23 protein-coding genes and 7 tRNA genes are annotated in these 26,256 nt (G+C 71.1%); 11 read left to right on the top strand and 19 right to left on the bottom strand.

Annotation, left to right across the window (positions count from 1 at the left end; translation table 11 throughout):
• Positions 1-123 precede the first annotated feature (123 nt).
• On the top strand, positions 124-849 hold the full coding sequence (locus tag ACFYR3_RS11690) for a 3'-5' exonuclease (RefSeq protein ID WP_356785638.1): 726 nt from the start codon (positions 124-126) through the stop codon (positions 847-849).
• Positions 850-915: 66 nt separating this feature from the next.
• On the opposite strand, the gene ACFYR3_RS11685 is transcribed toward ACFYR3_RS11690, so the two are convergent.
• Together ACFYR3_RS11685 and ACFYR3_RS11680 are read right to left on the bottom strand one after the other, a co-directional pair.
• A tRNA-Val gene (locus tag ACFYR3_RS11685) sits at positions 916-987 on the bottom strand.
• A 39-nt stretch (positions 988-1,026) separates the two neighbouring features.
• Entirely contained in the window at positions 1,027-1,473 is a 447-nt protein-coding gene (locus tag ACFYR3_RS11680) for an SRPBCC family protein (protein ID WP_355839608.1), read from the bottom strand.
• Between the two features lie 146 nt (positions 1,474-1,619).
• On the opposite strand from ACFYR3_RS11680, the gene ACFYR3_RS11675 reads away from it, so the two are divergent.
• On the top strand, positions 1,620-4,199 hold the full coding sequence (locus ACFYR3_RS11675; protein WP_389282589.1) for an SCO7613 C-terminal domain-containing membrane protein: 2,580 nt from the start codon (positions 1,620-1,622) through the stop codon (positions 4,197-4,199).
• A 21-nt stretch (positions 4,200-4,220) separates the two neighbouring features.
• On the opposite strand, the gene ACFYR3_RS11670 is transcribed toward ACFYR3_RS11675, so the two are convergent.
• The 7 genes from ACFYR3_RS11670 to ACFYR3_RS11640 form a co-directional block, all read right to left on the bottom strand.
• On the bottom strand, positions 4,221-6,959 hold the full coding sequence (locus ACFYR3_RS11670) for a Tat pathway signal sequence domain protein (protein ID WP_389282587.1): 2,739 nt from the start codon (positions 6,957-6,959) through the stop codon (positions 4,221-4,223).
• A gap of 101 nt (positions 6,960-7,060) precedes the next feature.
• Positions 7,061-7,723 (bottom strand): hypothetical protein, encoded by a 663-nt coding sequence (locus ACFYR3_RS11665; RefSeq protein ID WP_355839614.1) that lies wholly within the window; start codon positions 7,721-7,723, stop codon positions 7,061-7,063.
• Between the two features lies 1 nt (position 7,724).
• On the bottom strand, positions 7,725-8,630 hold the full coding sequence (locus tag ACFYR3_RS11660) for a carbohydrate ABC transporter permease (protein WP_355839616.1): 906 nt from the start codon (positions 8,628-8,630) through the stop codon (positions 7,725-7,727).
• A complete protein-coding gene (locus tag ACFYR3_RS11655; RefSeq protein WP_355839618.1) occupies positions 8,627-9,583 on the bottom strand; it encodes a sugar ABC transporter permease in 957 nt (318 codons plus the stop codon). Before ACFYR3_RS11655 ends, ACFYR3_RS11660 begins: the two co-directional genes overlap by 4 nt.
• Positions 9,584-9,594: 11 nt before the next feature.
• Positions 9,595-10,920, bottom strand: a complete 1,326-nt coding sequence (locus ACFYR3_RS11650) for an ABC transporter substrate-binding protein (RefSeq protein WP_389282716.1) — start codon at positions 10,918-10,920, stop codon at positions 9,595-9,597.
• Positions 10,921-12,965: 2,045 nt separating this feature from the next.
• Positions 12,966-13,037 (bottom strand) — tRNA-Val (locus tag ACFYR3_RS11645).
• An 82-nt stretch (positions 13,038-13,119) separates the two neighbouring features.
• Positions 13,120-13,554 (bottom strand): TIGR02611 family protein, encoded by a 435-nt coding sequence (locus ACFYR3_RS11640; RefSeq protein ID WP_355839621.1) that lies wholly within the window; start codon positions 13,552-13,554, stop codon positions 13,120-13,122.
• 191 nt (positions 13,555-13,745) lie between these two features.
• On the opposite strand from ACFYR3_RS11640, the gene ACFYR3_RS11635 reads away from it, so the two are divergent.
• Both ACFYR3_RS11635 and ACFYR3_RS11630 read left to right on the top strand, forming a co-directional pair.
• Positions 13,746-14,159, top strand: a complete 414-nt coding sequence (locus ACFYR3_RS11635; protein ID WP_003959770.1) for an SsgA family sporulation/cell division regulator — start codon at positions 13,746-13,748, stop codon at positions 14,157-14,159.
• A 732-nt stretch (positions 14,160-14,891) separates the two neighbouring features.
• A complete protein-coding gene (locus ACFYR3_RS11630; protein ID WP_355839623.1) occupies positions 14,892-15,449 on the top strand; it encodes a CGNR zinc finger domain-containing protein in 558 nt (185 codons plus the stop codon).
• A 239-nt stretch (positions 15,450-15,688) separates the two neighbouring features.
• Here the strand turns inward: ACFYR3_RS11630 and ACFYR3_RS11625 are convergent, their stop codons facing one another.
• Entirely contained in the window at positions 15,689-15,841 is a 153-nt protein-coding gene (locus ACFYR3_RS11625) for a hypothetical protein (RefSeq protein WP_167455603.1), read from the bottom strand.
• Positions 15,842-15,996: 155 nt separating this feature from the next.
• The gene (locus ACFYR3_RS11620) at positions 15,997-16,443 is read right to left on the bottom strand and encodes a hypothetical protein (protein ID WP_355839625.1); all 447 of its coding nucleotides are present in this window, start codon (positions 16,441-16,443) and stop codon (positions 15,997-15,999) included.
• A 173-nt stretch (positions 16,444-16,616) separates the two neighbouring features.
• Between ACFYR3_RS11620 and ACFYR3_RS11615 the strand changes: the two genes are divergently transcribed.
• Positions 16,617-17,147: a DsbA family protein gene (locus tag ACFYR3_RS11615; protein WP_355839627.1), complete on the top strand. Its 531-nt coding sequence runs from the start codon at positions 16,617-16,619 to the stop codon at positions 17,145-17,147.
• A gap of 211 nt (positions 17,148-17,358) precedes the next feature.
• Here ACFYR3_RS11615 and ACFYR3_RS11610 read toward each other — a convergent pair whose 3' ends face one another.
• The 3 genes from ACFYR3_RS11610 to ACFYR3_RS11600 form a co-directional block, all read right to left on the bottom strand.
• Entirely contained in the window at positions 17,359-18,183 is an 825-nt protein-coding gene (locus ACFYR3_RS11610; RefSeq protein WP_389282583.1) for a GNAT family N-acetyltransferase, read from the bottom strand.
• A 79-nt stretch (positions 18,184-18,262) separates the two neighbouring features.
• Positions 18,263-19,084 carry an aminodeoxychorismate lyase gene (locus ACFYR3_RS11605; protein ID WP_355839631.1) on the bottom strand — a complete coding sequence of 274 codons (822 nt, stop codon included), beginning with the start codon at positions 19,082-19,084 and terminating at the stop codon, positions 18,263-18,265.
• Between the two features lie 109 nt (positions 19,085-19,193).
• Positions 19,194-20,240 (bottom strand): chorismate-binding protein, encoded by a 1,047-nt coding sequence (locus ACFYR3_RS11600; RefSeq protein WP_355839633.1) that lies wholly within the window; start codon positions 20,238-20,240, stop codon positions 19,194-19,196.
• A gap of 156 nt (positions 20,241-20,396) precedes the next feature.
• Between ACFYR3_RS11600 and ACFYR3_RS11595 the strand changes: the two genes are divergently transcribed.
• The 5 genes from ACFYR3_RS11595 to ACFYR3_RS11575 all read left to right on the top strand — a co-directional run bounded on the left by ACFYR3_RS11595 (position 20,397) and on the right by ACFYR3_RS11575 (position 20,874).
• A tRNA-Gly gene (locus ACFYR3_RS11595) sits at positions 20,397-20,469 on the top strand.
• Between the two features lie 37 nt (positions 20,470-20,506).
• A tRNA-Cys gene (locus ACFYR3_RS11590) sits at positions 20,507-20,580 on the top strand.
• Position 20,581: 1 nt separating this feature from the next.
• Positions 20,582-20,653 (top strand) — tRNA-Val (locus ACFYR3_RS11585).
• Between the two features lie 34 nt (positions 20,654-20,687).
• Positions 20,688-20,759: transfer RNA gene (locus ACFYR3_RS11580), tRNA-Val, on the top strand.
• Between the two features lie 40 nt (positions 20,760-20,799).
• A tRNA-Val gene (locus tag ACFYR3_RS11575) sits at positions 20,800-20,874 on the top strand.
• Between the two features lie 139 nt (positions 20,875-21,013).
• On the opposite strand, the gene ACFYR3_RS11570 is transcribed toward ACFYR3_RS11575, so the two are convergent.
• From ACFYR3_RS11570 to ACFYR3_RS11555, 4 genes are all read right to left on the bottom strand, one after another.
• Positions 21,014-21,316 (bottom strand): zf-TFIIB domain-containing protein, encoded by a 303-nt coding sequence (locus ACFYR3_RS11570; RefSeq protein WP_355839635.1) that lies wholly within the window; start codon positions 21,314-21,316, stop codon positions 21,014-21,016.
• A gap of 74 nt (positions 21,317-21,390) precedes the next feature.
• A complete protein-coding gene (locus tag ACFYR3_RS11565; protein ID WP_389282580.1) occupies positions 21,391-22,350 on the bottom strand; it encodes a phosphotransferase in 960 nt (319 codons plus the stop codon).
• An 832-nt stretch (positions 22,351-23,182) separates the two neighbouring features.
• Entirely contained in the window at positions 23,183-23,389 is a 207-nt protein-coding gene (locus tag ACFYR3_RS11560) for a hypothetical protein (protein WP_355839639.1), read from the bottom strand.
• A 241-nt stretch (positions 23,390-23,630) separates the two neighbouring features.
• Entirely contained in the window at positions 23,631-23,864 is a 234-nt protein-coding gene (locus tag ACFYR3_RS11555; RefSeq protein WP_261702819.1) for a hypothetical protein, read from the bottom strand.
• A 196-nt stretch (positions 23,865-24,060) separates the two neighbouring features.
• Between ACFYR3_RS11555 and ACFYR3_RS11550 the strand changes: the two genes are divergently transcribed.
• Positions 24,061-25,326 (top strand): serine/threonine-protein kinase, encoded by a 1,266-nt coding sequence (locus tag ACFYR3_RS11550; protein WP_355839997.1) that lies wholly within the window; start codon positions 24,061-24,063, stop codon positions 25,324-25,326.
• A gap of 71 nt (positions 25,327-25,397) precedes the next feature.
• On the opposite strand, the gene ACFYR3_RS11545 is transcribed toward ACFYR3_RS11550, so the two are convergent.
• Positions 25,398-26,216: an RNA methyltransferase gene (locus ACFYR3_RS11545; RefSeq protein WP_355839641.1), complete on the bottom strand. Its 819-nt coding sequence runs from the start codon at positions 26,214-26,216 to the stop codon at positions 25,398-25,400.
• Between the last annotated feature and the right edge of the window lie 40 nt (positions 26,217-26,256).

Here is a 26,256-nt window from a genome sequence, read left to right as displayed (position 1 = left end):
GAACTGCAAAGACCCGTACCTCTGTTGTCTCCTACCGGCGTACGGCGCAAACAGCCCGGGTATCACCAAACAGGCAGAAGACGGTGCGTCAGCTGCCGTGGGTGAACAAGGAGTTGTGTACGTATGACGTGCTGGTACGAGGGCCCTTTGGCCGCGTTCGACACGGAGACCACGGGCGTGGACGTCGAGACCGACAGGATCGTGTCGGCCGCCGTCGTCGTCCAGGACGCCCCGGGTTCCCGTCCGCGGGTGACCCGATGGCTGGTGAACCCGGGAGTGCCGGTGCCCGCTGGGGCGACGGCGGTGCACGGGCTCACGGACGAACATCTGCAGCGCAACGGCCGCTGGCCGTCGCCCGTCATGGAGGAGATAGCCCGAGAGCTGAGTGAGCAGGCCGCGGCGGGCCGGCCGCTCGTGGTGATGAACGCCCCGTTCGATCTGACGCTGCTGGACCGGGAGTTGCGCAGGCATCGCGCCTCGTCCCTCGACCACTGGTTCGAGTCGACATCGCTGCGCGTGCTCGATCCCCGCGTCCTCGACAAGCATCTGGACCGCTACCGCAAGGGCCGCCGCACCCTGACCGATCTGTGCGCGCACTACGACGTGGTACTGGAGGGCGCGCACGACGCGGCGGCCGACGCGCTGGCCTCGATGGAGGTCGTCCGTGCGGTGGGGCGCCGTTTCTCGGCCCGGCTGGAGCGACTGTCGCCGTCCGAGCTGCATACGCTCCAGGCGGTGTGGCACGCGGCACAGGCGCGCGGGCTGCAGGCCTGGTTCGCGCGCAGCGGTGCACCGGAGGCGGTCGATCCGGCGTGGCCGCTGCGCCCGGATCTGCCGGCGGCGGCCTGACCGGGCCCGATGCGGGCGAGCACAACGAAAAACCGGTCCGTCGATGACGGACCGGTCTTCTCCGGGTGGGCGATACTGGGTTCGAACCAGTGACCTCTTCGGTGTGAACGAAGCGCTCTCCCACTGAGCTAATCGCCCGGGAACGGACTGAACAATACAGGTCCCGGCGGGTGGGGTTCAAACCGCTTCGAGGTGGGCCCTCAGTCCACGCCGTCCCGCGCGCATCATCAGGGCGTGGTTGGCCCGGAAGAAGGGGCGTCCCGGCACGGCGAGCCGCCGCAGCAGCGGCGTGGTCACGCGCACTTCCTGGTCGTAGCGGGCGCGGGTTCCCCGGCCGGCGGCGTCGAAGGTCCAGCGCGCCCAGCCCTCCAGGTCACCGGACATCGCCATCTCCAGGACCCCTGCCGACGGGTCCCGGCGCGCCGCGCGGGCGGTGATGGTGATGTCGTACGGCAGGACCGAGCGGATCCGGATGACGCCGGTCCGGTCGTCGACGGGGGTCACCTCGCGCACCTGGGGCCACCAGTGCGGATAGTCCTCGGCCCGCTCCAGGACCGTGTACACGTCCGCCGGCGGCGCGGGCAGCTCCCACACGGTGTGAAAGCGGTAGTGGCTCCAGTCCATGGAACGAGTGTGCCCACGGCGGACCGGATGTACCGGCCGCGCCACCGGCGTACCGAAAGTACCGGCCGGGCCCGCCCGCCGATCTGAGTACGGCGTGAGTACGCGCACTCATGCCCACGGACGTGACCGGCACCACACTCCGGTGTATGTCCCAGATCCCCTCCCCGGCCGAGGAGTTGCGGCTCCTCGACACCGAGCTGCGGCAACTCGACGCGCGCCGGGCCGTGTTGCTGACCCGCCGCGCCTGGCTGGTCCACGCGCTCCAGCCGCCGCCCGTACGGACCGCGCCCCCCGCACCCCCGGCATTCCAGGCCCGTCGGCCGGAGGCCACGGCTCCCGGTGTGCAGGACGCGCTGCTGCTCCTCGGCGGCATCCTGCTGACCATCGCGGCCGTCGCGTTCACGCTTGTCGGCTGGGGGCACTTGGGGATCGCGGGGCGGTCGCTGGTGCTCGGCGCGGTGACGCTGGCCGCGCTCGGCGCGCCCGTGCTCCTGCTGCGGCGCGGGCTGCGCTCGACCGCCGAGGCGCTCGCGGGGCTGGGCCTCGCGCTGACGGTCCTGGACGCGTACGCGCTGTACGCGGTCGCGCTCCCCCGCACGGACGGCGTGGCCTACTCGGCGCTCGCGTCGGCGGTGCTGGCCGCGGTGTGGGCGGCGTACGGACTCGCGACGGGCGCGCCGCGTCGGACGGCGGAGCCACGAACGGCCGCCACAACCGCCGCGGGCACCCAGGAGCCGTCCGCTGCGGGCACGGGACAGCGACCGGCGACGAGCGGGACGGGAGCACGGGAAGCCACCCCGAGCCCGGACCTCGACCGCAGCATCAGCGCCGGCACCGGCACAGGCGCAGGCACCGGCAATGGGCGGAAAGCGGCCACCCCCGGTGTACGTCCGTCTCTGCGGCTGCCGCTGCCCGCCGCCGTGGTCGCCGCGCAGTTGCCGCTGCTCCTCTGGGCGGTGGCCGCCGCCGCGGGTGCGCACGCCATCACGGCCGCCCTGCTGGTCACGGCGGCGTTCGACGCGGTGCTCGCGCTGCGCATGCCCCTGAAGTCCGTCCGTGTCGTCGCCGCCGCCGGGGCGTACGGCCTGGGCGGCTGGGGCGTCCTCGCCGCCGGCTGGCTGTCCTGGACGGCCGCCGGCCCGAGCGCCGCCGCCCGTGCGGCGGCGCTCCTCCTCCTTGCCGCGTCGATCGCGCTGACGGCGGCCTGGGGCACCCCGAAGCCGGGCCTCGCGACCGGCACCGCGACGGCCGGGGGCCTGATCACCGTCGTCGCGTTCGGCGGCGTGCTGCGCACGTCCCTGCCCGGCGCATGGACGGTTCCCGGTCATCTGGCGTGCGGGATCGCCCTGTTGGCCGTCGCGGGGACCGGACTTCCGGCGCCGGTACGCCGTGGGATCGCCCTGGCCGCCGGCTGCGTGGGAGCCCTCTGCGTGGCATGGGCACTGCCCGTGGTCGTGATCACCCTGCTGGGAGCCGTCGGCCGGGCGGGCTCGGTCTGGTCCGGTGTTCCGGCGAGCGCGCGGGACGCGGTGGCGGGCGGCCTGCCCTGGCCCTCGGACGCCGTCACCGCACCACTCGTTCTGGCGCTCGTCGCGGCGGTCCTGGTGGTGGCCGTCCGCCCCGCCGCATGGCGTCCACGGGCCCTGGCCTGCGCGCTGACACTGACGTGGGCGACGGTGTTCGTCCTTCCGGCCACCCTCGAACTCCCTTACTCGGCCGGGCTGTCCGTGCACGGGCTCACGGTGGTGGCCCTGCTCGGGTACGCGCGCCGGACGCACCCCTCGGTGACGGCGCCGGTGCTCGCCCTGCTCACCTCCCTCAGCCTCGCGTTCCTCGCGCTGGCCTCCGAGGCCGCGACGCTGACCGTGTTCGGCGCGCTGGCCGTCCTGTTCGCGGCCGCAGCCCGGCAGCCCGGCCTCGGCCCGGTCGCGGCACCCGCGTCGCTCGGGTACGCCACGGCCCTCGCCTGCGCGGCGGGCGCGTCCCTGGGCTGGCAGCCCCAGTACACCGCGCTGCTCGTACTGCTGGTGCCGGTGATCGCGGCACTGCTGGCCGCGCGCGTCGAGGACGGGCCGACGACCGTGTCGATCGAGGTCACCGGTGCCCTCGCGGGGCTGCTCGCCATCGCGCTCACGGTGACCGAACCGGCCATGCTCGCCACGGTCCTGGCCCTGTGCGGGGTGATCGCCGCCGGCACGGCCGTACGGGAGGACCGGCGCCCCGTCGGTTACGCGGCCGCCGCGCTGTTCGTACTGGCGGCCTGGGTGCGTCTCGCGGCCTGGGGGGTCGGCTCCCCGGAGGCGTACACGCTGCCGGTGACCGTTCCGGCGCTGCTCGTGGGCGCGTTCAGGCGCCGCAAGGACCCGGCGGTGTCGTCCTGGACGGCGTACGCGCCGGGTCTGTCCGTGACGCTCGTGCCGAGCCTGTTCGCGGCATGGGGCGACGCGCTCTGGCCTCGCCCTCTGCTGCTGGGCGCCGCGGCGCTCGCCGTCACCCTGCTGGGTGCCCGGCACCGCCTGCAGGCTCCGCTGGTGCTGGGCGGCACCGTGCTCGTACTGGACGCCCTGCACGAACTCGCCCCGTACATCGTGCAGGTGGTGGACGCGCTCCCCCGTTGGACGCCTCCCGCACTCGCCGGTCTGCTGCTGCTCGCGCTGGGTGCCACGTACGAGCAGCGGATCCGCGACGCACGGCGGGTGCGGGAGGTGTTGGGGAGGATGGACTAGGGACCGGTCACACGGGACCGGTCACGAAGGCATCCTGTCGCCCAGAAGTGCCAGATTCTCGATGGCGGCGAGGCCGTAGAGCGCCGTGTCGTTCGTGTAGACCCAGTTGGCCTCGCTGCCCGGCACCAGCGTGACCGGACCGCTCAACTTCTCCGTCTTCCATGGAGAGGCCTCGGTGTAGCCGTCGGAGCTGTAGAACTTCGTCCACGCACGGGTGGCGAGGGCCGCCTCGCCGGTCTGCACGGCGGCGTACGCGTCGAGGCGCGAGTGGCCCTGGAAGAGCAGCAGGGTGCCGAAGTTGGTGCCGTAACGGGCCGCCTGCTCGGCCTTGGTGGCGTTGAAGTAGCGGCAGTAGTCGAGGTACGCCCCCTTGAAGGCGGGCATGTCGACAAGGTCGATGAGTTCGGCGCACAGTTCGTTCAGGCCGAAGACCGCCGAGAGGTGCGAGACACCGACCACGGGCTCCGTGGCGACGGCGAACCTGCCGGTGTCGAGGTCGTACAGGCCGGAGCCCTGGACGAATCCGTTGGGCTGCGCGGCGATGGTCTCCATCGTCGACAGCACGCGCGCCTTGGCCTTCTCCCACTTGGGGCCCTTGCGCTCCCACTCGGTCAGCCACGCCGAGACGAGCCCGCTCCAGTCCGTGCCGAAGCCGATCGACAGCGCGTGCCGGTCCGGCGTGTACGGCTCGGTGCGGATCTTGCGGATCGGGTCGAGGACGAGGAAGGTCTCGTCGGAGTCGACGTTGGCGTGCATGAGGTCGCCGACGCGCTCGTCGGCGGTGAGGAAGTAGTAGTAGCGCCGGTAGGTGGTGTTGGCGATGCGCTGCTGTTTGGCGCTGTCGGCGTAGTGCTGCACACCGTGCCGGGTGCCGAGACCCGCCCACTGGCCGAGGTGGTAGACGTCGACCTCGCCGGTGTGCCGGGTCATCGCCTCGGCGAAGCGGAAGATGTCCGCTCGGCCGCTGCGCAGGTACGCGAACCACAGCCAGAGATCGGGTGACAGCTCGGAGTTGTCCCAGGCGTAGCCGCCGATGTCGTAGCGCCACTGGTGCCGGACCGGGTCGTACGAGTGCATGATGTCGCCGTAGTCCCAGAAGCCGTACCAACGGCGCATCTCCACCTGGTCCTTGTAGTAGGTGAAGAGGAAGTCGAGGTGGTCCTCGATCTTCGCCTTGGCGGGTGTGGTCCGGTCGGGCTCGGAGTAGAGGCCGGGCCCGAAGACCTTCGCCCCGATGAGCTGCTTGGGCGGGGCGGCGAGCTGGGGCAACACCCTTACGGCGTCGACCTGTTCGGCGAGCTTCTCGGGCGTGGGTGTCGACTCGTTGGCCCAGAAGAGCAGTTCGGAGGTGCGGGCGATGCCGTAGGGAGTGCCGAAGCCCGGCTCGTAGTCCTCGTAGGTGATGTTGAGGCCTTCGAGCTGTTCGGCGTACGTGTCCTGGCCCATGCCGTCGTGGTAGAAGCGCAGGTCCATGGGCCGCGCCTCGGGCGACCAGAGCCAGAGGGTGACCTCGGCCTCGTCGGTGTGGGCGTCCCGGATGTCTAGCTGGGCGGGGAACTTCTCCCAGAAGTCCCGCAGCCCGAAGGAGAATCCGCCGCTCGGCCCACCGACGTAGCCGAAGCCGGAGGCGCGCCGGCCGCCGCCGGCGCCGATCCAGCCGTGCCCCTTCTTGGTGCGCTTGCGCAGGGTGAAGCCGTCGGCGGAGAGCTGGGAGAGGGTGTAGTCGCCCCACTCGGGGATGTACTGGAGCCGGGTGGTGACGCGCTGGTCCCAGGTGGACGGGTCGGCGAGCTTCTCCCCCGCGAACTGGGCGGCCTGGACGGCGGCTCCGGGGTCGCGGCGCAGCCCGGTGATGCCCTTGACGGCCTCGCGGAGCAGGCCTGTGCCGTCGCCGCCGATCCGGATGTGCCGGTCGTAGGCGGCGTCCCGCATCGGCACGGTGAAGCGGACGCCGAGCCCGCGGACGAAGTCGCCGCTGCTCTTCCCGGGCTCCTGCTTTCCGTCGAAGGTGATCGTGTGCACCATGCGGAAGGAGTCGGCGCCCGCGTAGAAGTACAGGCGGACCGAGAACGGCAGCCAACTCCGGTCGCCCTTGCGGTGCTTGCCGTCGATGCGGACGACGGCCCGCACCGGGCCCTCCTGTTCGACCTCGACCGCGGAGATCGCGCTCTCGAAGCGCTCGAACTTCTCGGCGCCCTGGTCCTCGTCCTCGATCTCCGGCTGGCGGACGAGGACGAGGCGGCCGTTCCTGGCGATCTCGGTCGTGCCGCGTGTCACGGACTTGACCAGCGTGGAGTCGCTCTTGCCGATCTTCGCGGCGATGACCCCGGTCGATATGTCGATGGTGCCGCCGCTCTTGTCGACGGTGACCTTCCGCTCGGGCTCGACGGGTTCGCCCGCGGTCAGCGTGAGCTTGCCCGCGTCCGAACTCACCGCGTGCGCGGTCCACTTGAGGGAGCCGTCCGGCCAGTAGGCGATCGGCCAGGACTGCACGGGGACGGCCTTTCCGTCGGCATCCGTCAGCGCGAACGTCTGGTCCTGCTGGTGGGTGCCCCTCGGCCAGGGCACGCCGACCGTGGAACCGGGGGCTGCGCCGAGGCCGCCGTCCTCCAGCCAGTCCAGGGTCACCGGGTCCGCATCGGCGGCCCCGGCCCTGGGGGCGGCCTGCGCGTTCGTGGTTCCGAGGGCCCAGCTGAACTGCGCGGCGGCTCCGGCGACGGCGGCCGCCTTGAGAAGGGACCTGCGGGGGATGGGAGACATGGCCTTTCCTTTCCTTACGGGATGGTCAGGGGCATGACAGAGGTGAGGGCATGACGGAGGTGGGCCGGGCGCTCGGTGCCGCGGCCCATGGGAGTGCGGACTCAGCGGCGTCGCCGGCGCTCCTCGACGGCGACGGCCGCCGCCGCGACGGCCCCCAGGACGGGGACCGCCAACGGCGCGACGATCAGGGCGGAACAGGCCACCACGACCAGCCCGCCGACGAGCAGGAAGGACCCCGCGGGATCCAGGACGGTACGGCGCCCGGCGTCCGCGAGCAGCTCGCGCCAGGCCGCCCCCGGCTCCCAGACCGCGGCCGCGCGCAGTCCCGCGACGGCTCCCCCGATCAGTGCGAACAGCCCGACGGCGCCGACGAGCGGACCACCGGGGATTCCGGCGCGCACGGCCTGGACGTCCACCCAGACCGCCGCCGCCCCGGCCCACCCGGCGGCTCCGACGAGCCAGCCGCCCCGTACGGCCGCCCGGAAGTCGGCCACGAACTCCCGCCGTCCGCCGCCCTCATGAGCCGTGCGCCGGCGCAGATGCCGCGCGCCGGCCGCGAACGCGGCGGGAACGGTGACGAGGGGCAGCGAGGCCACCGTGATCCACACACCGGTCAGCAGACACTCCGCGAAGACGGCGAACCTCTCGGCGAGGACGGATTCCCTGGGCGCCCTGCGGGCCTTGGCCGCCCTGGCCCGCCGCCTCGCACCGCCTCGCGCGGTCGTCCGGGCCCCCGCTCGGGATCTCGGCTGGGTGACGGCCATGTCAGCCCTTCAGTCCGGACGTCGCCATACCGTCGATCAGATACCGCTGGAAGGCCAGGAAGAAGAGGAGCACGGGCAGCAGCGCCACCAGCGACATCGCGATCATGCCGCCGTAGTTGGCGACTCCCTCCTGGTCGCGGAACATCATCATGCCGAGGGAGACCGTGTACTTGCCGGGCTCGTTGAGATAGATCAGCGGGCCCATGAAGTCGTTCCAGGCGTTGATGAAGGTGAAGATCGCGCTGGTGATGAGGGCCGGACGGCACAGCGGCAGCACGATCGACCAGTAGATCCGAAGATGCCCGCAGCCGTCGAGCCGCGCCGCCTCGTCCAGCTCGCGCGGCAGGTTCCGCATGAACTGCACCATGAGGAAGACGAAGAACGCCTCGGTGGCCAGGTACTTGCCGATCAGCAGCGGCACATAGGTGTTGACCAACTCCAGCTTCTGGAACATCACATACTGCGGAATGAGCAGTACGTGATAGGGCAGCAGGAGCGTGCCGATCATCAGCGAGAAGAGCAGGTTCCGTCCGGCGAACCGGATCTTGGCGAAGGCGTACGCGGTGAGCGAGCAGGAGATCAGGATGCCGACGACCGAACCGAGCGCATAGAAGAGGGAGTTCTGGAAGAAGGTGGCGATCGAGATGTCGGCGATGCCGTCGGCCAGGCCCTTGAAGTTGGCGAGGATCGGGCTGGTCGGGAACAGATCCAGGCTGCCGATGATCTCGCGGCTCGGCTTGAACGAGGCGCCGAGGACCCAGAGCACGGGGTAGAGGACGACCGCGAGTACCAGCAGGGCCCCTACGTGCCAGGCGAGCGAGCCGGTGCGCTTGCGTCCGGGCGTCCGGGCGCGTCCCGAGGTGGTCGCGGCGCCCGAGCCGAACGCCTTCCCGGTGATGCTGCTCATCGGGCGTCCTCCTCGTAGTGCACCCAGCGCTTCTGCGACCAGAAGAGGACGGCCGTCACCAGCGCGACGGCGAGCAGCAGCATCCAGGCCATGGCGGAGGCGAAGCCCATCTGGGACTCCTTGAAGCCCTTTTGGTAGAGGTAGCAGGTGTAGACGAGCGTGGCGTCGGCCGGACCGCAGGTGGTGTTGGAGACCACGTACGCCGAACCGAAGATCTGGAACGAGTGGATCGTCTCCAGGAGCACGTTGAAGAACAGCACCGGGGAAATCATCGGCAGCGTGATGCTCCAGAACCTGCGCAGCGGTCCCGCGCCGTCCACCTCCGCCGCCTCGTACAGCTCCCTCGGCACCTGTTTGAGCCCGGCCAGGAAGATGACCATGGGGGCGCCGAACTGCCAGACGGTGAGCGCGACCAGGCTGTAGAGCACCCAGTTCGGGTCGCCGACCCAGCCTCCGGTGTGGAAGCCGAGGAACGACTGCGTGCGGTCCACGACGGCGTCGTCGGAGAACAGCGCGCGCCAGACGAAGCCGACCGAGACGCTCGCGCCGATCAGCGACGGGGCGTAGAACGCGGCCCGGTAGAAGGCCTGGCCGCGGCGGCTCTGCGCGAGGAGCAGGGCCACTCCGAGCGCCAGCAACAGCTTGAGCGGTGTGCCGATGACGACGTACTTGGCCGTCACCTCGACCGACTTCTGCCACCGGGGATCGTCGAACATGGTGGTGAAGTTGTCGAAGCCGATCCACCGCGGCGAATCGAAGAGGTTGTAGTCGGTGAAGGCGAAGTACAGGGAGGCGGCCATCGGGCCCGCGGTCAGCAGCAGGAAGCCCGCGATCCACGGCGACATGAAGAGATAGCCGGCGAGATTCTCCCGGCGCCCCCGGCGCCTTGCGGTGGCGGGGGCCGCGGGCCGTATCTCCGGCGCGTCGGGCGGAGAGTCCTTGACGAGCGTCACGGCGGTTCCCTTCAGACGGCGAGGGCGGTCTTCGCCTCGGAGAAGAACTGCTTCACCGCGTCGGAGACCTTGGTGGTGCCCTGCGACATGTCACCGCCGATGCGCAGGAAGGCGGATTCGACGGTGTCGGCCCCCGCCGGGTGCGGAGTGATCGTGCCCAGCACACCGGCGGCGGCGACATCCTGCTCGTACTGCGCGATGGCCTTACTGGGGGCGTCGGCCGGCTGGAACGCGTCGAACTGCTCGGTGGTGGCGAGGATCCCGCGGTCGTATCCCATGATCTTGCCGACCTCGGGGTCGTGGACCATGAAGTCGATGAACTGAGCGACTTCCTTGGGGTGCTTGGTGTGCGCGGAGGCGCTGAGCATCAGCGAGGCGAGGTACTGGCCGGTCTGCTTGCCGTCGGTCGTCGGGATCGGCGCCAGGCCGTAACTGCTGTCACCCTCGGCCGTGTAACGGACCGTGAAGTTGTCCCAGGTGAACTCGGAGCCGGCGTGGCCCGCCGAGAGCGAGGACTTGGGCTTGTCCTGCTCGACCCGCTTGGGATCGGTGATGATGCCGGCCTTCACGCGGTTGTAGCCGTCGGTCCACCACTCCGTCAGATCCGCCTCGTCGAAACCGAGTCCGTCCTTGGTGAAGAACGCCTTGCCGTTCTGCCGGAGGTAGAGGTCGTACAGGTACATGATGCTGAAGTAGCCGGTGTCACCCGCCACCTTCTGGGTGTCGTGAATCTTCTTGAGCGCGGCGAAGTACTCGTCCCAGGTCCAGCCCTGTTTCGGCTTGACACCCGCCTTCTCGAACACCTTCTCGTCGATGACAAGTGACATGGTGTTGGATCCGACGGGAATACCGAGCTGCTTTCCGTCGACCTGACCGACCTTCTCAACTCCGGCGCGGAAGTTTTTCAGGCTGAGATTTCCGGCGTCTATCTGGGACTTGAGGTCGAGCAGGATCCCGCGCTTGTCGTACTTCCGCAGAAATCCGACGGCGTTCTGGAATACGTCCGGCGGATTTCCGCCCGCGGCCTGGGTCTGGAACTTCTCCCAGAAAGCCACATAATCCTGGAAGTCCGTCTGCACCTTGATCTTCGGATACTTCTTCTCGAAGAGCGCGATCGACTGGTTGATCCGCTTCGCCCGCTCGTCCGCACCCCACCAGGCGTAACGGATCGTCACCGTCCCGTCCCCGGCGCTGCCGCCGCCTCCACCGCAGCCCATCGTCGCGGCCAGCCCCAGCGTGGCCAGCGAAGCTCCGGCCGCCTTGAGGACCGTCCGCCTCTCGACACTCCCGTTGTTTCCCACTGTCGGGCCTCCCCGCAACGTCGACGCCGCCTGCATGAATCGTTTCAAGTAAGCGCTTGCTGGCACAAGGTACGGAGGGGTTTCGGGCGCGTCAATGATTCGGACAGGAATTGATGTGCGGTGCTCGGATCCCGTCGCGTCGCCCTCCGCGGCCGGTCCGGCGCGCACGGCGGGGAGTACGCAGGTCGGAAGTACGCGGTCGACCCGTCGAACGTTCTTTGGGCGACGGGGCGGGAGGGGAGCGCGGCTGAAAATGTACTGCTCTCGGGGGTGCTGACGGGGTGTTGGCGAGGGCGAGGAAACAGAGCGTGAGGGGTGGTCGGCTGCGGGACGGCTCCGGGAGCGCTCCGGGACGGCTCATGTCGGCGTCCGGGGGGCTCTTGTCGGCGTCCGGGGTGGGTCGGCTCTTGTTCGTGTCAGGGGTGGGTCGGCTCTTGGTTGCGTCTGGGGTGAGCCCCGCTCTCGGTTGCGCCTGGGGTGGCTCGGCTCAAGTCGGCGTCTGGGCCAGCCGCTCCGGTCGGCGACGGGGCAGGTGAAGTTGGGGGCTGGGCCTGGGCCTATGCCTGCGGCGGACCGACACAAGTCGGCGTCCGGGGAGGCTGCCGACACAAGTCGGCGTCCGGGGAGGCTCGGCCCAAGTCGGCATCCAGGGGAGGTCGGCGTCTGAGGCGGCTCGGCCCAAGCGGGCATCCAGGGGAGGTCGGTGTCTCAGGCGGCACGGCCCAAGCGGGCATCCAGGGCAGGCCGACGTCTCAGGCGGCACGGCCCAAGCGGGCGTCCTGGACAGGCTCGACGTCTCAGACGGCACGGCCCAAATCGGCATCCTGGTCCGGCTGGTCGATCAGACTCGGTCCAAGTCGGCACCGTTCAGTGCGACTCGGGACGGACGATCCGGGTCCGCTCGACCCGGGGTAGCCCCGGCCCAGGGTCAGCCCCGTCCAGGTCAGCCCGACTTCGCCGGCTCGACCTGAGACCGTTCGAGTCCGCCAGCTCAATCCAGGCAAGGGCGACTCGACGGGCTCGGCGGGATCACCCCAGATCCGCGAGGCCTCAGGTCGACCCCAGGTCGACCCCAGGTCGACCCCAAGCGAGCCCCAGGCCGAGTGGGCTCACATCTGCATCTGGCCGGCCGGAGGGAGGAGGCCAAGTCGGGGCGGAATGAACCAAGTCGGCGCGCTCGGCCTGGATCACCCCCGGTCCGGTCGGCGCCGCCCAGTTCGGCCGCTCGGCTGAGCCCACGGCACGGACCGAACCGCCTCGGCACGGTCGGCTGGGCTCGGTCCGGATCGACCCGAGTCCGCTCGGTGCCACCCAGTTCCGCCGGGCAACCGCGGCCAAGTCGGCGCGGTCCAACTTGGGTCGACCCGGTCGGTTGGGGCTCGGCCCCGGGCTCGTTCGGATCCGCCTCCGCCTTCGTGCAGCCGGCTTTGCCCAGGTCATCCCGGTCCTGGTGGCACACTCCTGCCCGACAGGGGGGCCGACAGCACAGTACGGCTCGCTCCAGAGCCATGGGCGAGAGCGGTGTTCGTGAGATGCGTGCGGCGCCTCCAGGACGCCCCGTCGGAAGGCCACTCGGGCGACGCGAGGACCGCACGGGCGAACACCGAGGGGTCGTTCGACACCGGCGACGCGACCTGCTGGGCATCCGATGCAGGTCGATCGTCAGACGCGCGTACGCGCCGCCCGAGCGGCCCGACCGAACATGCTGCCCCTGAGATCAGCACAGGTCAGACGGCGTCGGCTTCGGCGCCCCTGGCGGTCCGCGCCACCCTCTCCCCCGACCGGTATGTCGGCGGCAATGCACGTACCCCGGACCGGAGGCCGGACCTGACCAGCCCGGCGCACCCATCACCGAGACCGGGACAACGCACTCACCCTGGACATGCCAGGGACTGTGCCTGTGCAGTTGCCGGGGCCGACGGCAGCAGCCTGCCCGTGTCACGCGCGACCCCCCGGGTGCCGGCCCCTCGACCGGTCCGCCCCAGCCCGGAGCTAGGTCCTTCGACCAGCCCACCCCGGCCCCGCGACGACGAAAACGGCTCCGGCCCACGATGTCGTGGGCCGGAGCCGTCTGTCGTATGTGGGCGATACTGGGTTCGAACCAGTGACCTCTTCGGTGTGAACGAAGCGCTCTCCCGCTGAGCTAATCGCCCGGGCGCAGGGAGAACATTACCCCATGTCAGGGGGTGGCTTCGACCAGCGGAGAGGGCCCGGAGGAAGCCCGAGCCGGGCTTGTCATTCGTTGATGTTCCACGGCATCGCGAGGCCGAACTTCCAGAGGTAGACACCGACGAGGACGGCGACGATCACGAGTCCGACCGTGGTGAGGATGATGTTGCGACGCCGGACCTTGGGGTCGAGCGCCCGCTGCGTGGCCTCCGTGACCTTGCGCTTCGTCCAGCGGAGCACCAGCTGGGCCCAGACGAACTCCGTCGCCCAGATCGCCATGCCGCCGAAGATCACCAGCCAGCCTGGACCCGGCAGCGGAAGCATGACCACGCCCGCGGCGACCACCGCGAGTCCGACGACGAAAACGCCCACCTGCCAGCTCACGTGCAGCGCGCGGCGCGCCTTGATGAATTGCGGCGCCCGCGAACCGAGCGCTCGCTCATTCTTCGCCTCGTCGTCCGCCATGGCAACCTCGCCCGGCTCGTCACTCCCCGTATTCATACGACCAAACCCTACCCGAGAGAAACCAGTCACCGGAATGGCCCTATCCGGAGAACGCGCCCTCGGCCGGATGAGTTACATAAAGACACGCAAAACACTCAGAGGGGTTTACAACGGCACCGTAGGTGGCATGTCGATTTCGCCGACGTGCGAATCCCCGAGCGCACACTGAGCGAAAGGCCCTGGCGCTTATGAACACCACGGTCAGCTGCGAGCTGCACCTGCGCCTCGTTGTGTCGAGCGAGTCCTCACTGCCTGTACCCGCAGGACTGCGGTATGACACGGCCGATCCCTACGCCGTGCACGCCACCTTCCACACCGGAGCCGAGGAAACCGTCGAGTGGGTGTTCGCCCGCGACCTCCTCGCCGAGGGCCTGCACCGGCCCACCGGTACCGGCGACGTCCGAGTCTGGCCGTCCCGAAGCCACGGCCAGGGCGTCGTATGCATCGCCCTGAGTTCTCCGGAGGGTGAAGCCCTGCTCGAAGCCCCTGCGAGGGCCCTGGAGTCATTCCTGAAGCGAACGGACGCAGCCGTGCCGCCCGGCACGGAACACCGGCACTTCGATCTCGACACGGAGCTCTCACACATCCTGGCCGAGAGCTGACGCGTCACCACAGAGCCGCCCGGCGCCGTCCACTCGGGGAGACGGCTCGGGCTCAGACAACCGCACAGGGAAGGCACCGGCGCCGGCGCCGCGGAAAGTCCGCGGCGGCGGCGCCGGTGCGCGTCCACCGACGTACCCCAAGGCCGAGCGCCTCCCTGGCCAGCGGCCGACACCTCGGTCCACCGACGTCCCCAAGGCCGGGCGCCTCCCTGGCCAGCGGCCGACACCTCGGTCCACCGACGTCCCCAAGGCCGGGCGCCTCCATCCGCCCGCCTGGCCAACGGCCGGCGCCTCGGTCCGCCGACCGGCCCCCACAGCCGGACAACCCCTCCACCCACCTGACCGACAGCCGGGGACCTCGGTCCACCGACCGGCCCCCACAGCCGGACAACCCCTCCACCCACCTCACAACGGCCGGGCGCCTCGGTCCGCCGACCTGACCCCACGGCCGGACACCCCTCCGCCCGCCTGACCCACCGCCGGGCACAGCACCCAGCTCCGCCGGCGGGCACGCACCGCCGCCGCTCGCTCACGCTCAGGCAGCACGCCCTCCCCTCCTGCACCGCCCCCCCGGGCCGCCCCGGGATCTCGGCCGCTCGCCCCGGGACCCTTCCGGGCGCGGGCTCCCCGCTCCCGCGACCCCGCGCCCGTCTCCGCCGCGCCGGGAAGCCACTACCATCGGCCAGCATCGGGCGGGCGCCCTCGCCCGACCCCCAGGCCAGGGAGCGAAACGTGCTGATCACCCACGACACCCGGTGCGCACTCGACGCCGTGGTGGATCTGGTGAACACCGCGCCGGAGGACGAGACGGCGGACGGGCTCGCCGACGTGCCGTCCCTCGCCGATTTTGTGCGAAAGCACGAGATCAGCGATGTCGGCGTGCTGTCGGAGCGCGACCTCGCGGCCGTACGCGACGTTCGCGGCCTGTTCGCCATGATCTTCGCCGCCGACGATCCGCGTGTCGCCGCCTCGCTCATCAACGAACTGGTCGCCGCAGCCGGCACCACGCCTCGGCTGACGGACCACGACGGCTACGACTGGCATGTCCACTACTTCGCGCCGGGCGCCTCCGTCGCCGACCACCTCGCGGCCGACTGCGGGATGGCACTGGCCTTCTTCGTGGTCTCCGGAGAGCAGGAGCGGCTGCGCCGCTGCGAGGCCCCGGACTGCCGACGGGCCTTCGTCGATCTCTCCCGCAACCGCTCCCGCCGCTACTGCGACAGCCGCACCTGCGGGAACCGCCTCCACGTGGCCGCCTACCGGGCGCGCCGCAAGGAAGCCGCGGGCTGACGGGCTCACACCACCGACACCACCGGCATCACAGGGATCGCAGGGATCGCAGCGGTCACCGGGAACAGCGGGAACAACGGAGGCGGCCAAGACGGCCGAGGCCGCAGACGGGCCGGGCTCAGAACACGGCTCTCTGCGCAGGTGGTTCGTGGAGGAGATCCCGTCGATTCTCCGGACTCTCCGGAGGTGCCGGACCGACGGAGCCCTCGGCGGGTGACGCCAGGGGCTCCGTGTACAGCTCAGAGCAGCAGCAGGTCGTGCAGCGAAGCCATGAGCAGCAGACAGCCGATCACCGCAAGGAAGATCATCAGCGGCGGCTGGGAGAGCGCGAAGAGACAACCACGCCGCTCCTCGGGCGGAGCAGCGGTGTCGCTCGTTGTTGTGTCCAGCATCTCGCGGGCGATGATGACGCAGAGGACACCGGCTTCGCGATCAACACGCCCGGAATATACGGGAGTTCGCTGGATCATGTGACGGGCGCGCTCGAACGTGAACGCTTCCGCGCGTTCCCTGCGACACGCGTGCGATCTTGTGTCGCTTCAGCCGGTCATATGCCGTGCTTCTTCAGGATCGCCTCGATGTCGCTGAAGTCGTCGCCGGAGCCCTTCGCCCGCGGTGTCGCGGCCGGCCGGGCGGCGAGGCCGCTGCCCTGGCCCAGCGACGGGGCCGAAGCCGCGGGAGCCACCGCCTCGCGCTCGGCGGCGGCCTTCGCGGCCTTGCGTTCCTTGCGCGTCCCGCCGCCGCGACGCTCCACGGCGCGGGTGATCATGAACAGCGCCCAGGCGCCGCCGAGCACGACGAATCCGGCCCACGCGGTCGGGCTGAACGCGGTGTCTGCCAGCCAGCCGATCACTCCGGTCATGACCAGGCCGATCGGCACCAGCGAGTAGGCGGCTATACGAGCGGCCCTCAGGAAACGCTTGCGGTAGGCCGTCACCGCGGCGATGCCCAGGCCGGCGACGGAAACGGCGGAGCAGACGGTCTCTGCGATCATTCCGGTCCTCCAGGCAGGGCTCGGCGGGACGGGTCTCGTTCGTCCCTTCCATCCTGCACCGCAACATGCCCGGTATGCCATGGTCCGGGCAGACCTCAGGGACATCTCGGGGTCGCCGTCCTCCCCAGGTCCCGGTTGAGCCGCCCCCTCACCGGACTGGGAGACTGGATCCCATGAACGACTCCTCCGACTCCTCCACCGCGCTCCCGGCCCCCGTCGTCCTGGACGTCTGGTGCGAGCTCCAGTGCGCCGACTGCCGTGGCGCCCTCGCCGACCTGCGCGCGCTGCGCGCCCGCTACGGCGACCGTCTGGAGCTGCGGCTGCGGCACTTCCCCCTGGAGAAGCACAAGCACGCCTTCGCCGCGGCGCAGGCCGCCGAGGAGGCCGCCGAGCAGGGCAGCGCATGGCCGTACATCGAGGCCGTGCTCGGTCGCGTCGAGGAGCTGGACCGCAAGGGCGAAGCCTTCCTGGTCGAGGTCGCCCGGGAACTCGGCCTGGACGCCGAGGAGTTCGACACGGCCCTGATCGACGGCCGGCACATCCTGATCGTCGACGCCGACCAGGCCGAGGGCAAGGCGATCGGCGTCACCGGCACCCCGACGTACGTCATCGGCGGTGAACGCCTGGACGGCGGCAAGAGCCAGGACGGACTGCGCGAGCGGATCGAGGAGATCGCCGACCGGCTGCTCGCCGAACAGGCCTGACACCGCCGCCGCGCCGCGCAACCGGCCTGCCGCAAGGGTTGGCAACTGCTCGCCGGAGAGTGCACACGACGCCGAATCGGCTCGATGGGGTGTTGGCCGGCTCGTGGGCTTGCGGTGTCCTGGGCCGACTCGGTTGAGGAACGGTTCGTTGATGAGCGCAGGGTTCCTCCAGGATCTCGGGACTCTTTGAAGAGCCCGGGCCCGGGCCCGGCTAGAGCAATGTCTTGTACAGGCAGTACTCAGTCGTCTCGTAACCGAGTGACTCGTAGAGGCGCTCGGCCGGGGTGTTCCCCGCGAAGACGTTGAGAGCAATGCGGTCCAGTCCGGCGGCCGTCGCCTGTGCCTCGGCGAGCCGCATCAGCGCCCGGCCGTGGCCGCGCCCGCGCTGTTCCGCGCGGACCCCGACGTCGTAGACGAAGGCGCGCCCGCCCCTGCGCCCCAGCCAGAGATCGCCCACGGGGACGTCCTCGTGCTCCAGGACGCTCAGCCACATGTTCGCCGTGGCCGGCCCCTGCGGCAGCGCACCGCCGAAGTCACGGCTCGCCTTGGCGAGCGCATCGGCCTCCGGCACGCCGCGCCGGATCCAGTCCTCGGCGTACTGCTGCCTGCCCGCCCGGTCCCAGATCTCGTACTCGTCCCGGGTCATGGGCCGGTCGGCGCTGCCTGAAGGCAGTACGGGCACGGAGTCGCCGAGCGCTTTCTCCATGAGGCGGTTGCGCAGGACGTAACCGAGCGCCCTGGTGAGCTCCAGGGCCCCGGCGGCGGCGCCGGGAACGGTCACCTCGATCTGTCGGCAGCCCCAGCCCCGCGCCACCTCCTCGGCCGCCAACGCGGCCACGGTGCCGCGGCCGCGGCCGCGGTCCGGCTCCTCGATGCGGAGTTCGTGGATCCTGGCGACGGACGGTCCCGAGCCGGGGTCCGTCGCGAGGTGTACCTGGCCCACGGGACGGCTGTTCACGCACACCTGGTAGCGGCGTGAACGCGTCCCGTCGGCGGCGCACTGAAGCGGCTCGGTCGGCCGCAGGGTCGTGGTCATCAGGGACGTTGTACCCGTTGACGCGTGCGAGGTCAGCCGAATTACCTCTCGATCAGGGGCCGATGGCCTCCGGAGACCGTCAGGGATCGAGGTCGTCCCCGGCCCGCTCGTCGAAGACGCGCATCGCCTTGGCGGTCACCGGGCCCGGTGCGCCCGGCAGTTCACGGTCGTCGACCCGGTGCACGGCCTGCACGTCGCGCAGTGTGGAGGTCAGGAAGATCTCGTCGGCGCGCTCCAGGACGTCCAGCGGCAGGTCGGTCTCCTTGGCGCCGGTCCATTCGACCGTGAGGGCACGGGTGATGCCGGCGAGGCAGCCGGAGGCGACCGGCGGGGTGTGGATCTCGCCGTCGAGGACGACGAAGACGTTCGACCCGGTGCCCTCGCAGAGTTGGCCCACCGTGTTGGCGAACAGCGCCTCGGAGGCCCCGTGTTCATGCGCGCGGGCCAGGGCGACCACGTTCTCGGCGTACGAGGTGGTCTTGAGGCCGGTCAGGGCGCCGCGCTCGTTGCGGGTCCAGGGGACGGTGACGACGGCCGTGGAGTCGGGGCGCGGGGCTGAGGTGCCGAGCGCGACGACGAGGGTCGGACCGTGCTCTCCGCGGTCGGAGCCGAGCGGGCCGTGGCCGCCGGTGTAGGTGATGCGGAGCCGGCCGAGCGGCATCGGGTTGGCGTCGAGGACGGCGGCGCAGGCGCGGCGCACCTCGTCGGCGTCCGGCTCGGGAAGACCGAGACCGCGCGCCGAGCGGGCCAGCCGGTCGAGGTGGCGGGTCAGCGCGAAGGGCCGGCCGTCGACCGCCTTCACGGTCTCGAAGATGCCGTCACCCACGGTCAGTCCGTGGTCGAAGACGGAGACGCGGGCGGCCTCGGTGTCCTGCAGCCCGCCGTCGAGCCAAAGCTTCACTGGTCCCTACCTCGCATGTGTGAATGTGCCGGACGTGTCGTCCGGCGTGGCGTTCCGGCCCCGGTTCCCGGCTTGCCCCCGGAACCGGACCCGTCCGTTCCGTCCGTGGTCAATCCGCGGGAGTCCCGTCACCCGCGTCGTACGTTCCCGACGCTACCGCGAGCAGCCGGGACGCCTTCAGCTCGGTCTCCCGCCACTCCCCGTCGGGGTCGGACCCCCAGGTGATGCCCGCCCCCGTGCCGAAGCGCAGGACGCCGTCGGCGCGGTCGATCCAGAACGTACGGATGCCCACGGCCAGCTCGCCGGTGCCGCGGTCGGCGTCGACCCAGCCGACGCCTCCGCAGTAGGGGCCGCGCGGCGCTGTCTCCAGGGCGTCGATGATCCGCAGCGCGCTGGATTTCGGGGCGCCGGTGACCGAGCCGGGCGGGAAGGCCGCGGCCAGGAGTCCGGGCCAGCCGACGTCCTCGCGCAGGTCGCCGCTGACGGTGGAGACGAGGTGCACGAGCCCCGGGTGCTTCTCGACGACGCACAGGTCGGGCACGGTCACGGTGCCGGTGGCGCAGACCTGGCCGATGTCGTTGCGGACGAGGTCCACGATCATCACGTTCTCGGCGTAGTCCTTGTCCAGGAGGTCCGCCTCGGTGCGTCCGGTGCCCTTGATCGGGCCGGACTCGACGGAGCGGCCCGCGCGGCGCACGAAGAGTTCCGGGGAGGCGGTGGCTATCTCCACTCCGTGATCCGGCAGCCGAATCGTTCCCGCGTACGGCGCCGGGTTGCCGCGGGCCAGCAGAGCGGTCAGCGCGTCGACGTCGGCGTCGGGCGGGACGGGCGCGGAGAGCACACGGCAGAGGTTCGCCTGATAGACCTCGCCGGCCGCGATGTGCTCGCGGATACGTCGTACCCCGGCCGTGTACGCGGCGCGGTCGAGGGACGACTTCCAGTCACCGGCCGCCGGGCCGTGCCACTGTCCTGGCACCGGCGCGGGTACCGGCTCCTCTCGTACGTCCCGGAAGCGGGCGCAGGTCAGACGCCCCTCGAAGTCGGCCGAGACGGCCCAGAAGCCGGCCGAGTCCAGGGCCGCGGGATCGCTGGTGACATCGAGGAGACCGGTCGCGACGAGGCCACCGAAGCGGGCGAGAGGAGGGAGGTCGAGCACGCAGTCGAGTCTAGGGCGGGTGTCCTGCGGGTGCCCTGACCATGTCCTCGGGCGGACAGACCGCAGCACGCTGCACAAACGCGTTTTTGTGCTGGCCCGGGAATCCGCTAGAGTTCAACTCGTCGCCGGGACGCGCAAGCGCCACGGAAACGACAAGCGGACGTAGCTCAGTTGGTAGAGCGCAACCTTGCCAAGGTTGAGGTCGCCAGTTCGAACCTGGTCGTCCGCTCGCAGGAAGTGGGGGATCTTCCCGAACCCGCACTCCTGGTGGAGTGGCCGAGAGGCGAGGCAACGGCCTGCAAAGCCGTCTACACGGGTTCAAATCCCGTCTCCACCTCCAAGGACGATTAGCTCAGCGGGAGAGCGCTTCCCTGACACGGAAGAGGTCACTGGTTCAATCCCAGTATCGTCCACTGGTCCGCAAGGACTCGATCCGCGAGGATCCCCGCGCGATTAGCTCAGCGGGAGAGCGCTTCCCTGACACGGAAGAGGTCACTGGTTCAATCCCAGTATCGCGCACGCAGTAACAGCAGCAAGCGTGGCTCCGGCCGCGTGACCCGCGCGATTAGCTCAGCGGGAGAGCGCTTCCCTGACACGGAAGAGGTCACTGGTTCAATCCCAGTATCGCGCACCAGCAAAGCCCCTGGCCGTCTCGTACGGTCGGGGGCTTCGTCGTGTTCCGGCCGTGGTGGGCCGTCACCAAGGTCCGGAACACGACGGCCCTGAAGACGACGAAGGGGCCCCTCCGCTCAGGAGGAGGCCCCTTCGGTCGTTCAGGACGAGAAGAGCATGTGGCCGAAGCTCTTGTGCCGGTGGTGGCTGCCGTGACCGCCGTAGTGGCCGCCGCCGTGGCCGCCGTGCTGCGGGGCACCCCAGGCGGGGGCCGGGGCCGACGGGTACGCCTGCGGGGCGCTCGGGGGCGGCGGCGCGGGCTGGGACCACTGCGACTCCACGCGGGTCAGTGCCTCCAGCTCGCCGTAGTCGAGAAATATCCCGCGGCAGCCGCTGCACTGCTCGATCTGGACGCCATTGCGGGTGTACGTGTGCATCGGCGCATGGCATTTCGGACACTGCATGCTCGGCTCAACTCCTCGCCGGTCGGTACTGCTTCCGCCAGGACAGACACTGTCCTGCTTCGATCGGTTGCACCCTACGTCGCGAAACCTCGGGCCAGCTCGGGCGGGACCGCACTCATTCGGTCACAGGCGTCGACCACGGCCTGCTGCGCCTCGTCCAACGGCCGGTCCGCGGCGGCGGACTTGGCGACGGCCAGGGCCGCGGTCTGGACGGTGAGGGCGCGGGCCGCGACGTCCAGGGCGGGCCAGGGATCGCCGTCGGCGGGAACGGCCGGGCCGCCCGCGTCCCGGTAGGCGGTCAGGAAGCGGAGCCACTCGTCGGGCGGCAGCAGCCCGCAGGCGTACCAGGCCGCCGGACGGGCCAGGTCCCAAGTCGGGTCGCCGACGCCCAGGTCGTCGACGTCGATGAGCAGCCAGGGACCGTCCGGCGCGGGGTGGCGTACGAGCTGGCCGAGGTGCAGGTCACCGTGGCACAGGGTCATGGTGTCCGGCATCGGGGCCTCGGCCCGCGCCCAGCCGGGCAGGGCCGCCCAGGCCCTCAGGACCGGGGCGGCGGCCGGGTGCGGGCCGGCCGCGCGCAGCCGGGCCATCGCGCGGGCGGCCTTGACGGGCCCGCGCATGGGCGGCAGCCCGTCCGGGGCGGGAGCCCGGTGCAGGCGGGCCAGCAGGGTCGCGGCCGCTTCCCAGGGGGCCGCGTCGGGGCTGTCGGGGTCGACGGGACCGCCGTACGGCCAGAGGGTCACCCGGCGGCCGAGAAGGTCGGCGGGGGTGGGGTTCAGCGGCGGCAGCAGGATGCCGGGGAGCCCCGCGGCCGCGGAGAGGCGGAGGGCGAGCGCGGCGGGGTCCGTGTCCGGGGCGTGGGCCTTGGCGACGAAGTCGCCGTGCCGGACCACGGTGCCGTCGTCACGGTCCGCGAGGAGCCCGTCCTCGGCACCGCAGGCGCAGGCACCGCGCGGGCCGGGCACAGCCGTCGCCGGGTGGGTCGCGTGGCGCACCGCGGCGGCGAGCGCGGGCAGCAGCCTGTCTGCGGTCACGGTTCCCCCTGGGGCTGTACGACGGGCCTGTACGACACCTGCCGGTGAGCGTACGCATCCGAAGGCAGAGCCCAGCACAGCGGCACCCCCACCCCCGGGCACGCGGCACCCCGGACCGGCACACGACGACACCCTCGCACGCGGGCACGCCGACACCCCCGCACGCGGCACCCCCGGACCCGGACACGGCGGCACCCCTGCACGGGGGCACGGTGGCACCCCCACACGGGGGCACGCGGCACAGCCACCGGGAACGGCGGCACCCCTGCACGGGGGCACGGTGGCACCCCCACACGGGGGCACGCGGCACAGCCACCGGGAACGGCGGCACCCCTGCACGGGGACACGGTGGCACCCCCACACGCGGGCACGCGGCACAGCCACCGGGAACGGCGGCACCCCTGCACGGGGACACGGTGGCACCCCCACACGCGGGCACGAGACACAGCCACCCCTGGGAACGGCGGCACCCCTACACCCGAACACGTGGCACCCCGGAGCCGACATCCCGGCACCTCCATGAACCCCCGGCCCCCGGCATCCCGGCACATCGCTGGACCCCTGATCCCCGGACCGCGATACCCCCGCACAGCGGACGCAATGTGCGGGAGGGGCGTCGCAAAGCACCCGCCCCGCAACGGGCGGCACACGGCGCCCGGCACGCAGCCCGCAGCCCGCAGCCCGCAGCCCGCAGCCCGCAGCAAAATAAAGATGCCCGCGCAGCTCCCCAGCTGCGCGGGCATCTTTGTGCCGTCCGCCGCACCCCCGTCCCCACGGGGTTTCATGGCCGGATGTCCCCGCCCGGACCGCTCTTCCGGGCCTGGGGCGCCGCTCAGCGCCCCAGCATCACGCCCACGGACGACGCCTGTGTGACCACCGCGTCCCAGCCGCCGAAGACGACTACGAGCAGGGCCGCCAGGGGAAGGACCATCGCTGTCGCCACCAAGGGGTGGCGCTGACCCTGGCGAGTGCCGAACGCTGCGATGTACGCCTTGCGTCCCTGCGTGCGGAGCTCTGTCCGCGGTGCCGTCTGGGCCATGGTCCCTCTCCTGACCGAGCTTCTGTTGTGCCTGGCAGCGGCGGGTGTCTGACCTCGGGGGACGAGTGCTGCACCCGCCGCTTGACCTCAAATGTAGGCGCGTGGCGACGTCGGGTCGTCATGCCCTCGTACCGATTGCCGGGCCTCCCGGAGGATGAGCCATGACCTGCGGACTACTACCGTGGGTGGATACGTGGACCCAGGTCTCAGGGTCTTCCCGGAGGGGGTGTCCGATGTGCCCCTACTGTTCCGAGCTGTCCTCCCGGGGAACCGGCTGCTCGACGAGTGCCAGCACCCGAGTCGCCATGAAGCGGGCGGTCCGTACCACTGTTCCGTTTCGAGTGACTTCGCTCACTTCCACGACACCTCGGCGCACCGCCGTCTCCACCCGGCGGCCCGCCCTGCTCGCCACCACCTCGTACGTCCGCGTCGTGTCCCCTGCGTCCACGACTATCTCCACGCGGTCACCCTTCACGGGCTCAATCCCCCTTCTGCGATGGATGGTTGGGATCACAGGCAGCCCAAAGAGGCCCAGTTCCCACGCTCTCTGACCACCTCTCAAGTTTCCCACCCGGCACTGACAATCGATCGGGACGAGAGGGCGCGGCCTCTGCGCGCACCCGGCCGCGGAAACGTAAGCTGTGGCTCGTCAAACGGACCGGGCAGCGGGGATGGACATGGCGATGATGCGCCTGAGGCGCGAGGACCCGCGTGTCGTCGGCTCGTTCAGGCTTCACCGACGGCTCGGCGCGGGCGGTATGGGTGTTGTCTACCTGGGCTCCGACCGGCGTGGCCAGCGGGTCGCACTGAAGGTGATCCGGCCGGATCTGGCGGAGGATCAGGAGTTCCGCTCGCGGTTCGCACGCGAGGTCTCGGCGGCACGGCGGATCAGGGGCGGCTGCACGGCCCGGCTCGTCGCCGCCGACCTGGAGGCGGACCGGCCGTGGTTCGCCACGCAGTACGTGCCCGGCCCCTCCCTGCACGACAAGGTCGCCGAGGAGGGGCCGCTGTCGGCCGCCGACGTGGCCGCCGTGGGCGCCGCCCTCTCCGAGGGCCTGGTCGCGGTGCACGAGGCCGGGGTGGTCCACCGCGACCTCAAGCCGTCCAACATCCTGCTGTCCCCGAAGGGGCCGCGGATCATCGACTTCGGCATCGCGTGGGCGACCGGGGCGAGCACGCTCACGCACGTCGGCACGGCGGTCGGGTCCCCCGGCTTCCTGGCGCCGGAGCAGGTGCGCGGTGCCGCCGTCACCCCGGCCACGGACGTGTTCGCGCTCGGGGCCACGCTCGCGTACGCGGCGACCCAGGACTCGCCCTTCGGACAGGGCAGTTCCGAAGTGATGCTCTACCGGGTGGTGCACGAGGAGCCGCATCTGCACGGGGTCCCGGACGCGCTCGCACCGCTCGTCAGGGCCTGTCTGGCGAAGGACCCCGAGGAGCGGCCCAGCACCCTCCAACTGTCCTTGCGGCTCAAGGAGATCGCGGCCCGCGAGGCCCAGGGCATGCCGGACGCCCGGCCGCCCGCGCCGCGCACGGACCCGGACCGGCCGACGGGGCGCCTGGCCGAGCAGTACGCCGAGCAGCGCACCCAGCGGCGCCCGGGAACCACTCCCCCGCCGCGCGCCGGCGGGACGAACGGCGGATCGCGGTCGGGATCCCGGCCGGCGCCCGTCCGCAACACCGGCCGCACCGGGAACAGGCCCGCGCCCCGCAGCGGCACCGGACGGCCGGGTCCGCGCACCACCGGAACCGGCAGGCGGCCCGCCAATCCCAGGCTGCTGCGCCAGCGGCTCTTCGTGTTCGTGGTGGTGACGCTGCTGGTCGCGCTCGGAATCGCGGCGGCCCAGGGGTGCCAGGGGCCGTCCCGCGGGCTCGACGACGGCCCGCGCGGCGGCGTACACCAGGAACAGAGAGCTCAGGGGCGCCTGGGAACGTGACGGTCCATAGGGACACCGGAGAACCGGTGGCGGACCGGAGCCCGGGCGGTGCTGCGGGGGGTGGGTGACCCTCAGTTCTCGGGGCGGCCCGTCGCCACCGCGTAGAAGGCGACCGCGGCCGCCGCGCCGACGTTCAGGGAGTCGACTCCGTGGGCCATCGGGATGCGGACCCATTCGTCGGCCGCCATCAGGGCCCGGGTGGACAGACCGTCGCCCTCCGCGCCGAGCATCAGCGCGACCCGGTCCATCCGCTGCGGGGCGGCCTCGTCGAGGGAGCTGGCCTTCTCGTCCGGGGTGAGGGCGAGCAGCTTGAACCCGGCGTCGCGCACCGATTCCAGGCCCTTGGGCCAGGTGTCGAGACGGGCGTACGGGACCGAGAAGACCGCGCCCATCGACACCTTCACCGAGCGGCGGTACAGGGGGTCGGCACAGTCCGGGGACAGCAGCACCGCGTCCATGCCGAGAGCGGCGGCGGAGCGGAAGATGGCGCCGATGTTGGTGTGGTCGTTGACCGACTCCATGACGACGACCCGGCGGGTGGACCGCAGCAGTTCGTCCGCCGTCGGCAGCGGCTTGCGCTGCATCGAGGCGAGCGCTCCCCGGTGCACGTGATAGCCGGTGACCTGCTCGGCGAGCTCCGGGCTGACCGCGTAGACGGGTGCCGGGAGCTCGTCGATGACGTCGCGCATGACGTCGACCCACTTGGCGGACAGCAGCATCGAGCGCATCTCGTACCCGGCGTCCTTGGCCCGTCTGATGACTTTCTCGCCCTCGGCGATGAACAGGCCCTCGGCGGGTTCGCGCTTGCGGCGCAGTTCCACGTCGGTCAGGCCCGTGTAGTCGCGCAGACGCGGGTCGTCGGGATTCTCGACGGTGATGAGATCGGCCACAGGGTGATACTGCCTTGTCCTGGGTGTGGTGCCAACGGCT

It is taken from the genome of Streptomyces sp. NPDC005784, from assembly GCF_042871525.1.
Lineage (GTDB): Bacteria > Actinomycetota > Actinomycetes > Streptomycetales > Streptomycetaceae > Streptomyces.
The sequence above is the reverse complement of the archived record's forward strand: the minus strand, read 5'-3'. Positions and strand labels throughout refer to the sequence as shown.